This window comes from Streptococcus chenjunshii, assembly GCF_003086355.1.
GTDB lineage: Bacteria > Bacillota > Bacilli > Lactobacillales > Streptococcaceae > Streptococcus > Streptococcus chenjunshii.
Genome location: NZ_CP031733.1, coordinates 1,745,739 through 1,759,146 on the forward strand (window position 1 = coordinate 1,745,739; position 13,408 = coordinate 1,759,146).

Genomic DNA, 13,408 nt, shown 5'->3' on the forward strand with positions numbered 1-13,408 from the left:
ACACACAAAGGCTCGTATTCTTCTTTAAGAGCTGCTCCACAAGCTTCCTTTCCCTTACACCGTTTCAGAGTAAACAGACCGCAGCCAAACACTGAGACAGATCTCTGGCAGCAGCTTCTTGTAAAATAAAAAACAACGCCCGCAAAAGGACGTCGCAACGTGGTTCCACCTTTGTTTATCTGGCTTTCTGTCTGCGGCTCGCGAGCTGCAGACAGAAAACAGACCTCATTTCGGCTCTAAGGTGGCCACCCTTTTATGTTTGCATAAAATCCGGGGAAGGAGTATCAAGCAATTCTCTTTGCACTTCTCTCACCATCAAGCGCTCGCTGCTATAATAAAGAGGGGAAACTGCCTAACATGTCTTCGTTTGTTATTATAGCACGTTTTACAAATTTTTCAAGCTTCTAATCTAAAAACTCTCGGATAGAGCTGACCAATTTCCCGGGAGCTTTGACAACCTTGACAGATGTTTTGGCGATCACCTTAACAGCCTTGCTCGGTAAACTTATAGCACGCTTAGCCAAACGGATTGTCCGTCTGGTCTGAGTTTTTTGTTCGCTCTTTACCGTTAAAGAGAACTTCTCCTGTTTTTTAGCCTCTTCTGAGATAAGGACATCCAGATAAAAAGCATAAACGGATCGGGCAAAATTCTTAGCTGATAGCTCATACATTTTAACTTCATAAGCTTCTTCAGTCATTTTCGGTGTGCTGACAATCGCATCAATAACCGCATCAGCCAGGTCCTCCTTATAATAAAGGGTGCCAAACATTTTATCTGTAATCAAATCGTCCAGATAAGGATTGCCGTGGGCAATTACAGGCCGGCCACTGGCTAAACTTTCTGCATAAGTCAAACCTTGTGTTTCGCTGGTTGAAGCACTGATAAAAAAGTCTGCAGCTTTATAGTACAGTGCAACCTGTTCATGGGGAATCATACCCGTAAACAGCACAGACTGACTGATCTGAAGCCCTTCTGCCAAAGTCTCCAGTTCCTCTAAATAAGGACCGTCTCCTACAATGACCAGTTTTACTTTGGGATTGACTGCCAAAATAGCGGGGAACTGCTGCAGAACCGCCTGAATATTTTTTTCATAGGAAACACGTGACAAACTGAGAAGCATCGTCTCTTCTTCAGAAATCCCTAATTCTTCCCGCAGTTCAGCAATCTCGCGATCAGTAATATCAGGCCGTCTGTACTCTTCAACGTTAATGCCTGTAGGGATAATCCGCTTAGGAATCTTAACACTGTAGCTTTCTAACAGATTATAAACAATTCGTGAAGGGCAGATGACACCATCTAAATCACTGAGATAACCGCGAACAATGTATTTGACCATACCGGGTTTGACCAGTCTTCCTTTCGCGATATAACCAACATAGTCTTCGTATTGGGTATGGTAAGTATGGACAACAGGAATATGCAGAGCCGCAGCTACCAGTTTTCCAAGCAGCCCCAGACTAAACTCTGTCTGGGTGTGGATCACATCTAATTGGTAAGCTTTAGCAATCTTATAAGAAGAAATTAATCCTCTATAGACAACACGGCGGTCTGTAAATGAAATAAAAGGAACACTGGGCAGACGGATAATGGTAGGATCCTCATAACGCTTGACATTACGGTCGGTGGAGGTAAAAATATAAACCTCGTGTCCTTCTTTTTCCAACTCTTCCTTTAGTGTCCGGATACTGGTTGCCACACCTGAAACCTGCGGAAAATACGTATCCGTAAAAAGACCTACTCGCATCTTATAACTCCATTACTTTTTCATAAACCTCAACAAGCTGCCGGCCGATTCTGTCCATACCGCGGCTTTCAGCAACAGCGTAACCTTTTTCTTGTTTATGGCTGCCGCCGTTTAAAACTAAACGCAGAGCAGCTACAAAACCGGGAATATCGCTGGCAAACTCTGCGCCGCTGCTATCCAGCCAGCCTTGATAAACCGGGATATCACGCAAAACCAGCTGCTGCTTGCTGGCCAAAGCCTCAAGCACAACAATTCCTTCTGTTTCTTCACGGCTGGGGAAAAAGAAGGCATCGCTCCCACTCATAGCTCCCTCAAAAACATCTCCTTTGATATATCCGGCAAAAGTGACATTAGCAGGATGATTTTTAGTGACAATCTGCCGAACTCGATGCGGGATAACCAATTTATTCGTCTCACCGAACCAAATGAAACGGACGTCCGGCATCGCTTCGGCTACCTGCACAAACTCATCAATTCCTTTACGTATAAAATAAAGTCCGGCACACATGACAACCTTTTGCTTATCCGACAGTCCAAAATAATTTCTAAATGCCTGCTCCTTGCTTTTATCACCTGCATAGCGTGATAAATCAATCCCATTAGAAACGGCATAGATAGGACGTCTAATCCCATAACCTTCAATCAATGTCTTGGAATATTCTGTAGGGGTGATAATCGCATCTGCCTTGCGGTAAAAATGGCAGAGATAAGATCTAAATAAGGGAGCAAGCATATTAGAGCCAATAAAAGAATCACGAAAATCTTCCTCTGTTGAATGACCGTGCATGATAACTTTTTTACCCGCTTTTTTGGCCTTACTCATCAGGCGCCAGCTTTTAAATCCATAAGTATTAATATGAACCAGATCATAATCATCATCAGGATTAGTTGTATAAGCCTGACCCACCAAATCAAGAGCCCGCTTTTGATGCTTAATCGCGCGGCCGATCCCTGATTTGCGCAAATAGTTTTCTGCTTCCAGATATAGTAAAACCTTCATAGTCCTTATTATATCTCATTTTTCGTAAATTTTCAGCAAGAAGCAAAAAAATCAGCCCAAAGACTGATTCCAACAACAAGATACAAAGGCCGTGAAAAAATCCGTATGAAAAGACGGTAAGCCAGAAATCTGTGATTTCGTCGGCGCACCCCTGCCAGGACGACTAGAATGCTGCAGCAGGCTATCTAGACTGCAAAGCATTCAGACGTCTACGGCTAGGGCTGTTTAGCAATATGCTTGCATCATGTTAGCTGGCATACTCACAGAGCAGCCACACTCGTATGTCAGCCTGCGGCTTCCTACGATTGCGTCTTTTTTCACTAGGATTTTAGGCCGTGTTCAGTTCACCAGACTGTCTCTGTCCACCCAGGCTGAAACAGAGCCGGCTTCAACAGGAAATTCGGCCCAGCCATCCTGACCGATGGTCACTTCATCTGTACTGTTGCCTAAATAATCAATGAAGACCTTCCCTTGATTTAGAGTTCCCATATTGATTTTTTTCCAGCCTTTATCACCATTGCTGAGCAGCACAGCCAACCCATCCGGATGCTCTTCATTTCCCAGACAAGTCCAAGCAATACAATTGGGATGGTCAAAATAGTCATTCTGCTCCCCATAAACATAATGCTGTCTCAGAAACGTTAATTTATCCAAGAGCTCCCTGAAATCCTGCTGGGCAAAATCACCTGAGATACCATAATAATCGCCGTAAAAAATGCAGGGCAGGCCTTGCTGCCGCAAAAGTATCAAAGCATAAGCCAAAGGCTTAAACCATTCTTCTACTGTTGACTCAAGAGCCTGTCCTCTCTGAGAATCATGGTTATCAACAAAGGTCACAGCTAAATCAGGACTTGCCTGCATAAGACTGCCGTCCAAAACAGCAGAAAGGTTAAACTGACTGCCCTTTTGGCCTGCATCATAAAAATTCATATGCAGCACAACATCAACCAAACTGAAGGACTGATCGATTTGCTCAAGATAATCCTGTGTCATAGCCGCATCATTTTTCCAGTATTCCCCAAAAACATAAAAATCAGGGTTTATATCCGAACGAATATAGCGGATAAACTCTGCCATAAATTCTGAATCAATATGCTTGACGGCATCTAAGCGAAAGCCGGCTGCCTGACTGGTGTCTAAAAACCACTTAGCCCAGTCTTTCAGATGGCTGACCACTTCCGGATGTTTGAAATCAAGATCATCATACATCAGATAGTCAAAATTGCCGTTCTCATTGTCAATCCGTTCCTGATCCGCCCAGCCTTTATTATCCCCCAAAATCAGATAAATACCTGATTCATCATGTTTAGCATCATAGTCAACACCTGTAAAATGGTACCAGTGCCATTTAAAATCGTTATAGGTATCGCGGCGTCCGGGGAAAGTAAACGCCGTCCAAGCCTCGATTTCAAAAGGCTCTGACAGAGGGGACTGACGGTTGGCAGGATCCATCCTAAGAACAGAGAAGCTTTCTTTACTATCTCCGCTGGCCTTATGGTTGAGTACAACATCTGCCAGCGGCATTATACCAGCTTCTTTCAGAGACTGAATGAGAGACAGATAGTCTTCTTTACTGCCATATTTCGTCAGAACGGTACCGTTCTGATCGAATTCACCTAAATCAAATAAATCATAAACACCGTAACCGACATCATTAGGACCTGTCCCTTTAAAAGCCGGCGGCAGCCATACTTTCGTCAGTCCAAGTTTTTGGAAAATTGGGATTTCTTCCTGCAAGCGGCGCCAATGATGTCCGTCAGCAGGCAGATACCACTCAAAGGCCTGCAGCATTGTTTCATTTGCCATTTCTTTCTGCTTCTTTCATTTGTATTGGGACTTTATTGTATCATACTTTCCCAGCTAATGCTTTATTGAGATAATGCTGGGCAAGAAGAGGGCAGACATGCTAAGATTTCCAGCACTCAAAATCCTGTGGCTTACTGTGCTCATTGAACGTTAAAAAGAGGACAAGACAGTGATGGCTTTATGACTTTTTGACAGTTACTGACAGACGGTATACTGCTTTGCTGCAGCAAAAAGAGAGCGGCATATTGTGCCGCTCTCTCCTTCCAGTATGCTGTTATCGAGTTGTTCCGCGTTCAGTTATACCGTGGTTAAGCAGAATCTCTTTTTCCTCCAACTCTTCCTTATTCATGATTTTTGTCAGCATCCGCATACTGACAGCACCTAAGTCATAAACCGGCTGGCTGATTGAGCTGAGGTTAGGGCGAGTATACTGGGTGATTGGCGAATCATTGCTGGTCATAATTTCAAAATCTTCGGGAACTTTTCGGCCTGCAGCAAATAATCCATTCAGCAGACCTGCAGCCAATTCATCCTCAGCCACTACTGCAGCCGTAGCTCCAGAATTGATAACACGCTGAGCCAAATCATAGCCTTCTTTATAGCTGTATTTAGCTTCAAAGACCAGACCTTCTTTAAAGTCCAGCTGATTTTTCTTAAGCCCTTCTCTATAGCCAGCCAAACGGATTTTCCCATTGATATCATCAATCAAAGGTCCGGAAACAAAAGCAATGTTGCTGTGCCTCTTAGCCAAGATATCGACAAGATCAGTTGTGGCCTGTTTGTAATCAATATTGACACTAGGCAGCTGGTGTTCCAAGTCAACAGTTCCCGCAAGGACTATCGGTGTCCGTGAACGAGAAAATTCTGCCCGGATTTTTTCTGTTAAATGATGCCCCATAAAAATAATACCATCTACCTGCTTGGCAAAAAGTGTATTGACAACATTGACTTCCTTATCATCATCTTCATCGCTGGAAGCTAAAACGATGTTATATTTATACATTGCAGCGATATCATCAATTCCCTTAGCGAGAATAGAGAAGTAGCTATTAGAGATATTAGGAATGACAACACCGACAGTGGTTGTCTTCTTGCTGGCCAAACCTCGTGCAACAGCATTGGGGCGGTAATCCAGACGGTCAATAACTTCAAGAACTTTTTTCCGCGTATTCTCTTTAACGTTCTTGTTTCCGTTAACAACCCGGCTGACTGTTGCCATCGACACACCGGCTTCTCTGGCAACATCATAAATTGTAATTGTGTCATCTGTGTTCATTAGGCATCTTCCTTTCTATCTGAAAATTACGCTTTCAGTGTTATTTTAACACCTTTTGGAAACACTTTCAAGCACTAATAATTATTTTTTGAAAAAGTTTTCAAAAATCTCCCTAAACAAACTTGATTTTTCCTTTATTTTTTGGAAAAATAGATAAAAAGACATCTCCTTGCAGATAGTATGTCTCTTTTCGTTTATCCTATCAGAAGAAGGTTGTTTTAATGACAAAATTAGATCAAATCCGTTCTTATCTCAATGACAAAAAGGCTGATATTGCCGTTCTGTCTGATCCTGTAACCGTTAATTATTTAACAGGTTTTTACTGCGACCCGCATGAACGGCAAATGTTTCTTTTTGTGTACAGTGATCGTGAACCAGTGCTTTTCGTTCCTGCACTTGAAGTAGCACGCGCAAGTCAAGTTTTAGACTTTACTGTTTTTGGTTATGCTGACTTTGAAAATCCTTGGCAAACAATCAAATCTGGTCTGCCTTCAACTGATAGCGCGAAAGTTTTTGCTGAATTCGATAACCTCAATGTTACAAAATTCCAAGGACTGCAGACTGCTTTTGACGGACATTTTGAGAATTTAACACCATATATCCAAAAAATGCGGCTCATCAAATCACAAGATGAGATTGAAAAAATGCTGGTAGCCGGTCAGTTTGCGGACAAAGCGGTTCAAATAGGCTTTGAGCACATTTCACTGGAAGCTACAGAAACAGATATCATTGCTCAGATTGAATTTGAAATGAAAAAACAGGGCATCAGCAAAATGAGTTTTGACACAATGGTTTTGACCGGAAACAACGCTGCTAACCCGCATGGTATCCCTGGAAGAAATAAAATTGAAAACGATGCGCTTTTGCTTTTTGATTTGGGGGTTGAAACACTGGGTTATACCAGTGACATGACACGTACGGTTGCTGTCGGTAATCCTAGTCAATTTAAGAAAGATATTTACAAGCTTTGCTTAGAAGCCCAGCTGACCGCTCAGGATTTTATCAGACCTGGGGTTACTGCTGCTGAGGTTGATGCCGCAGCCCGCAACGTGATTGAAAAGGCCGGATACGGAGAATATTTTAACCACCGTCTGGGACACGGACTGGGAATGGAGGTTCACGAATTCCCATCGATCATGGAAGGAAATGATTTGGTTCTTGAAGAAGGCATGTGCTTCTCTGTTGAACCTGGCATTTACATTCCTGGAAAAGTCGGTGTCCGTATTGAAGACTGCGGGCATGTCACCAAAACAGGTTTTGAGGTCTTTACACAAACACCAAAAGAGCTGCTGTATTTTGAAGGGTAGGCAGGAAAACTGACTGTACACTCTTAATAAAACATCTGTAAAAATGGTTTAAAAGCTTAAAATTAGGTATAACAGTAACTTAGGCAGGGAAAATCCCTGCCTAAGTTACTGTTTAAGCCAAGTGATCGGCAAGCCTTAGACCCATTTTTCAGAAATAAGACAGCCCATCACTTCTTAAATATTATTGATACTTTTATAAATCACGGTAATCAATCAGTTCAACATCTTGTCTGCTGAGCCATTGTTTGACGTCAGGGTTTGTTAGCATAGCAACCTCCTTCGTTCGGGGAATCGTTAAACTGGAGTGAGTCAGAATATCGTCATCCAGATACCCTGGATGAAAAACGGCTAACTGTACTACTTTCTCATCAGCCTTTGCCACCATACGTTTTAGCATATCAAAAGGATTGTAATCTGGCGCCATTGATTCCATATTAAACTGAACTTGCGACTGACCGACAGTAAGAGGAGCACCGCCCATAGAAAAACCGGAATATTTCAAATGGTATTTGCCGGCCACATATTCTAACCCCCTAAAAAAATTTTCTGAAGCTACAGCATGTCCTTCAAAGTAGTCCGGCTGCCGGCCGAAAAGTTCCAGAAAACAATGGTACTGCGCTTCAATTTCCAAGACAGCTTCTTCAAAGACAACAAAGTCTTCCTTAGCAGAACGGTATACTTTCGATGATTTAAAGTCACCATTCTCATCAACCAAACTTGGAATAAGTTCGGGATTCGTTAGGGGCTTACCGGCACAAATATTGGTATGCTGGCCAAGCGCAATATCACAGTCCTTAATCAAATCGACACCGTGCTGGGTGGCTGGCATATTCACCATGACTCCCAAACTGCAGATAAGACCGTCTTTGATGGTTTTTTCGATCCCGTAATTAACCGCTTCAGAATAGCCGAGGTCATCTGCACGTAACAGTATTTTTTTCATGATTAATCTCCTCGTAAAATAAGTTTATGGGGATGTTTCAATCCCAAGTGTTGACAATTTTTATAACTTGACTATTGCAAGGTTTTCCAGAACAATAGAGTCATGGAATGGACTCATGGTTGTTTCTTTTTCTCCTTGTTGCTTAGACTTCAATGGAAAGTCTGTTACCCAAGCCTTGTCCCTACTTCCAACACACTAGCTGTTTCCACTAGGCTCACTTCTGTATCTAGTAGGCTACAGGCGGCAGGTGAGCCAGTGCTCAGAATTCTCTTAGGCGAGGCTGTTGGGTCAAGGTGTTTCTGGGGAACCTTACAGTCGTCAAGAAAACGTCCAAATCCAAATGAAAAGAGACCTTCCACATGAAATGTTTTGTCGGTTTAGACGTTAGCTCTACAAAACGTGATACCTGTATCATGCTCAGTGATACCTCAACGCCATTTACTGCTTCTCTGACTAACGACCTAGTTGGTGCTTCTGAAATCAAGAAACAGGTTCTTGAGCTCAATGAAACCCATGCCTTTGAACGCATCGTCATTGCATGGAAGCTACTAGTCTCTACAGTTTTCATCCTGCCATGTTCTTCCGCGAAGATAGCGACTTAAATGCTTTAAACGTTGAAGTCATGGTGGAACAACCCAATAAGATGAAGAAATATCGGGAAGCCTTTGAAGAAAGTAAAAATGATACCATTGATGCCTTCTACATTGCCGATTATTTCCGAGCTGAGCGCTTCTCACCAGCTTTTCTCAAAGAGGAGAAATATGTGGCGCTCCAACATCTAACCAGAACGAGGCTACAACTTATTGAACAGCTAACAAGAACCAAACAGCACTTTATTGAAAACATTTATTATAAGTGCAATACCTTGTCTACTGAAATCAAGAATGAGAGCCTGACGACCAATCTCTGGTCTAGCACTATCATCTCCCTGATGACCGAAGATTACACCCTAGACGAATTAGCCACTGTTCCTCTCAAAGACCTAGCGGACTTTATCCAGAAGCTAGGGAGAGGTCGCTTCAAAGCGCCTGAAAAGTTAGCTAAAGCTATTCAAGCAGCTATCAATGGTTCTTATCGTCTCTCTAAAATCCAACAAGATTCCGTCAATGTCGTTCTTGGTTTACTCGCTCGAGAAATCAGAAATCTTGAACAAATGATCAAGGAGATGGATAAAGCTATTGAAGAGATGGTCGAAGTCATTCCTGAATATCAGTGTTTAACGTCAGTACCTGGTCTTGGTAAGGTGTACGCTGCTGGCATTATCGCTGAAATTGGACAGATTGAGCGCTTTAAAGACCACCCTCAAGTCGCTAAATATGCGGGATTGAATTGGAAACAGAATCAATCTGGAAACGCTAACTCTCAACATACGGACCTTGTTAAAAGAGGCAATCGTTATCTCCGTTATGACTTAGTTGAAGCCGCCAACTCGGTGAGACGACATGATAGCGAATATCAAGCCTTTTACAAGAAGAAGTATCAAGAAGTACCTAAACACCAACACAAAAGAGCCATCGTCTTAACCGCTAGAAAATTTGTGCGTCTGGTGGATGTGCTACTACGCAACCACCAACTCTATACGCCACCAAGGAGGCCTATGGAAGATAAGTGATTATCGGCACAAGTCCTTGGTTAAGCTAGTGAAAAAAGCGATTTTCACTAGATGTTTTTTGTGCACCCTGTTTTCTAGAAAATCAACTAAACCTTATTCAACTTTTGCTTGACTTTTTACCACTAGACTTTCAAAGCCTCACTCTCTTTTTCAAAACCAATAAGATAAGTCAGCACAGCTGTGGCAAAAAAAGCAATGCCGGATCCGATACAGCCGTTAATAATATTCGCCGTACCGCCACCTACAAAACCAAGAACAGCTAAAAAATTGGTTGCTCCCATTAGGTAATTAGCTACACCTGTCAGACCGGCATATAGTCCGCCAAGACCGCCGCCAATGGCTAAAGCGATAAAGGGACGTTTGTAGCGCATTCCGATACCATATAAGGCCGGTTCTGTTACACCACCTAAAATACCTGATACAAAAGCACCAAAAGCTGTCGCTTTTTGTTCCTTATTACGGATTCTGAGAAAGGCACCGAAAGCCATGCCAAAAGCTGCCCAAGTGGCTGCAAAACCTGCAACTGTGACAAAATTATCATAACCGTTTTGTGCAATACCTGCAATGGCAAAGAGGATCAGCACTTGATGCATACCAGTCATAACTAAAAATTCCCAAAGTGCTGCAACGAGGGCTACCGCAATAAAGCCGCCAATGTCACCAAAACCAATCAGTCCCTGGCCGATAAAGTCACCCATAATATTCCCTAAGGGTGCCAAGGCGGCCAGTTCAACTGGAACGATAACTAACAGTGTCAGAAAAGGGACAAAAATCGTTGACAGAACATCTGGTATGATTTTTTTGAAAAAATGCTCAATATAGCTCATGACCCAGACCGTCAGGATAATAGGTAAAATGGACTGACCGTAATTATGAACCGTTGCAGGAAGAAAGCCATAAACATGGAAGGTCTGACCGTCCATAGCCACAAAATCCGGGACTAAAAGCAAAGCTCCCAGCATAGCTCCCAGCAACTGGCTGACGCCCAGCTTCTTTGCCGCTGTAAAACCTAAGAAAATCGGCAGAAAGTAGAAGAAAGCACTGTAAACAAAACCGCACAGCAAATACATATCGCTTTTAGCTGAAACTAAATGAAGCAAATCAGGTCCAATAACGACCTGAACTGTTTTAAACATAGCCGCACCAATCATAGCAGGAATCAGCGGTGTCATTGACCCAGACAGATAATTCATGATGGCAGAACCCGCACGTTTTGGAGTCCACTTCTCTTTAGGCCGCTGGCTGTCCAAATTTTCTGCAATGGCTTTTTCGGCAGCGATGCCGGCTAATTTAGTGAATTCTGGATAGACTTTAGCCACATTTTGCCCGATAACCACCTGATATTGGCCGCCCGATTCGACCACTGCTATAACGCCTTGAACAGCCATCAGCTCATCTTTTTTTGGAATCGAACTGTCTTTTAAATTCAAACGCAGGCGGGTCATGCAGTGTGCGGCACTGATAACATTTTCTTTACCGCCAACAGCTGCAAGAATGTCTTTGGCCATTTGTTGATTTGTATCTCCCATTATTATTCTCTCCTTTTTGCAGCGAAAAACTAGGATGAGCTTTCGCTGTTCTTTTCATAAAGCCTGTTGATATGAACCATCAGGTAAAGCAATTCATCATCAGATTGAACAAAACCCTGTGTTTGCTGGATATAGTTCATGATGGTGACAGCGGCTTGGTAGATAGCAGGCTGGCTTAGGCGTAAATTTTGCAGAATAGCGTCATTGCCGTCAATAAAATGCTCCTGCTCGCGTAAACGCTTAAGATAATAGCGTACATGAGCCTGAAAACGCTGGTAATTGAATTCATCACGCTCAATACATATCTGCAGCTGTCCTTCAATAATTTGTGTGATGATTTCGATGAGTTCCTCAATCTTTCGGCTGTCATCGTCAATACTAAAATCGGTCTGACTGTTAATAAAATGCATGGCGATATTAGTCACCTCACTGCGGGGGAGCTCTGTATTAAGCGCCTTATTGATACGGACAAGTGCTTCTTCAGCCAACTGCGTTTCAGCTGGATAAAGCTGAGCAATGTCCTGTGAAAATAGAATTCTCATCTCCTTAAATTCATTCTGACGGCGGACAGCAAACTGAATATGATCAGCTAAGCTGAAAACCAAAGTCGGATTGAGTTTGCCAGACAGTTTCTTCTGCGCTTCCTGAACAATTTCGACGCTCAGCAGCATTAAATCTTCTGGGATTTCAGTTAGCAATAATTCAAAATGCTCATTTAACTTATAGAATGTCATATCGATTTTGGATAAATCCGTCAGCTCATACGGGGTTTTTGGAAAACCGAGACCTCGGCCAAAAGCCACTAGGGAATTTCCCTTATTGTCAAGACATTCTGCCACATTATTATTAATCTTTTTAACAACCCTCATTTCCTATCTACCTTTAATTTATTTTTTGTTGGAGATTTTCTCTCCCAACTGCAAAAAAACTCTCCGAAGACACACCACACCCTTTCCTTGAAATGTTCTTGGTAATGCCTCTGCGAAGAGTTACAATCCATATTTAATTATACGTCTATTTTACACCAAAATGAAAGCGTTGTCAACAGTTTTTTTACCAGTTTCTAAAGGACAGCAGCAAATTTCAGATATGAAAGTTCTAAAATGAAGTTAGCCACTTAGATGCAAAAAAACACCTCTATGTTACACTTGTAGTTGACGAAAACACAAGTAAAGGACATAGAGATGCAAGACCATTATACACCAACAGGCAAGCACTTGACAATAGCTGATCGCCGCTTGATTGAACGCTGGAAGCAAGAAGGGAAATCTAATCGTGAGATTGCAGGTCTCTTAGGCAAAGCTCCTCAAACGATAAACAACGAGATGAAACGTGGACTGGTCCTCCAACAGGTGCGTAAGGGGAAGTTTGAGAAGCTTTATAGGGCGGATAGAGCTCAGGAAGTGTATGAGATTAATCGAAAAAATAGCCGTAAAGCTGTTAGTCTCACGAAGAAAGTCAAGGAAACCATTGTCCACTACATCAAGCTGAAGTGGTCACCTGAGATGATTTCAAAACGTAAAGTCAACGTCCCACAATCCACCATATACTACTGGATGGACAAGGGGTACCTGGGGCTGACTAAGGCAGATAGGCTGTATCCAAGAAAAGGCAAATCCCCTAAGAAAACAGCCAGTCCTAATTTCATGCCTGTTGGAAAGTCGATTGAGGAGCGGCCTGAAGCGATCACTCAACGACTGGAGGCTGGGCATTATGAGATTGATACGGTTGTTCAGACACGGGCTAAAGCGCCTTGCTTTCTGACATTAACAGATCGAAAAACCAGGTATGAAATCATTCGTTACTTGCCCAGTAAGACAGCACAAACCGTTAACGAAGCCTTGTCGAGCATTTTACAGGAATATCAGATCACGTCAATCACAGCTGATAATGGGGCAGAATTTGCTAGACTAAGCGAGATTTTTAGTGAAGAGAAGATCTACTATGCTCACCCTTATTGCTCTTGGGAAAGAGGCTCTAATGAGAATCACAACCGTCTTATTCGACGTTTCCTACCCAAGGGAAAAACAAGAGCGACCAGAAAACTGGCCACTCAGATTGAATGGTGGATAAACAATTATCCCAAACGAATATTAAACTACAAGACACCTAGAGAAATTGTATTCAGTGGCTAACTTCAACTTGAAATTTAGCCAAATTTCAGATAATTAAATAAAGTAAAACAAAGAC

9 protein-coding genes and 1 pseudogene are annotated in these 13,408 nt (G+C 42.5%); 3 read left to right on the forward strand and 7 right to left on the reverse strand.

The window, feature by feature from the left end:
- Window positions 1–404 precede the first annotated feature (404 nt).
- The 4 genes from DDV21_RS08305 to ccpA form a co-directional block, all read right to left on the reverse strand.
- A complete protein-coding gene (locus tag DDV21_RS08305) occupies window positions 405–1,745 on the reverse strand; it encodes a glycosyltransferase family 4 protein (RefSeq protein WP_116879001.1) in 1,341 nt (446 codons plus the stop codon).
- A gap of 1 nt (window position 1,746) precedes the next feature.
- The gene (locus DDV21_RS08310) at window positions 1,747–2,745 is read right to left on the reverse strand and encodes an LTA glycolipid anchor biosynthesis glycosyltransferase, IagA/BgsA family (protein ID WP_116879002.1); all 999 of its coding nucleotides are present in this window, start codon (window positions 2,743–2,745) and stop codon (window positions 1,747–1,749) included.
- 339 nt (window positions 2,746–3,084) lie between these two features.
- Window positions 3,085–4,551 (reverse strand): alpha-amylase, encoded by a 1,467-nt coding sequence (locus DDV21_RS08315; protein WP_116879003.1) that lies wholly within the window; start codon window positions 4,549–4,551, stop codon window positions 3,085–3,087.
- A 274-nt stretch (window positions 4,552–4,825) separates the two neighbouring features.
- Window positions 4,826–5,827, reverse strand: a complete 1,002-nt coding sequence (gene ccpA, locus DDV21_RS08320; protein WP_116879004.1) for a catabolite control protein A — start codon at window positions 5,825–5,827, stop codon at window positions 4,826–4,828.
- Between the two features lie 221 nt (window positions 5,828–6,048).
- On the opposite strand from ccpA, the gene DDV21_RS08325 reads away from it, so the two are divergent.
- Entirely contained in the window at window positions 6,049–7,134 is a 1,086-nt protein-coding gene (locus tag DDV21_RS08325; protein WP_116879005.1) for a M24 family metallopeptidase, read from the forward strand.
- A 193-nt stretch (window positions 7,135–7,327) separates the two neighbouring features.
- Here the strand turns inward: DDV21_RS08325 and DDV21_RS08330 are convergent, their stop codons facing one another.
- Window positions 7,328–8,077: a ChbG/HpnK family deacetylase gene (locus DDV21_RS08330; RefSeq protein WP_116879006.1), complete on the reverse strand. Its 750-nt coding sequence runs from the start codon at window positions 8,075–8,077 to the stop codon at window positions 7,328–7,330.
- A 359-nt stretch (window positions 8,078–8,436) separates the two neighbouring features.
- Here DDV21_RS08330 and DDV21_RS08335 point away from each other — a divergent pair.
- A pseudogene (locus tag DDV21_RS08335) lies at window positions 8,437–9,689 on the forward strand (IS110 family RNA-guided transposase).
- A 122-nt stretch (window positions 9,690–9,811) separates the two neighbouring features.
- Here the strand turns inward: DDV21_RS08335 and DDV21_RS08340 are convergent.
- Window positions 9,812–11,218, reverse strand: coding sequence for a PTS transporter subunit EIIC (locus DDV21_RS08340; protein WP_116879149.1), 1,407 nt, complete (start codon window positions 11,216–11,218; stop codon window positions 9,812–9,814).
- Between the two features lie 29 nt (window positions 11,219–11,247).
- Window positions 11,248–12,087, reverse strand: coding sequence for a PRD domain-containing protein (locus DDV21_RS08345; RefSeq protein ID WP_116879150.1), 840 nt, complete (start codon window positions 12,085–12,087; stop codon window positions 11,248–11,250).
- A 315-nt stretch (window positions 12,088–12,402) separates the two neighbouring features.
- On the opposite strand from DDV21_RS08345, the gene DDV21_RS08350 reads away from it, so the two are divergent.
- Window positions 12,403–13,353, forward strand: a complete 951-nt coding sequence (locus tag DDV21_RS08350) for an IS30 family transposase (protein WP_117287770.1) — start codon at window positions 12,403–12,405, stop codon at window positions 13,351–13,353.
- The last annotated feature ends 55 nt before the right edge of the window (window positions 13,354–13,408 follow it).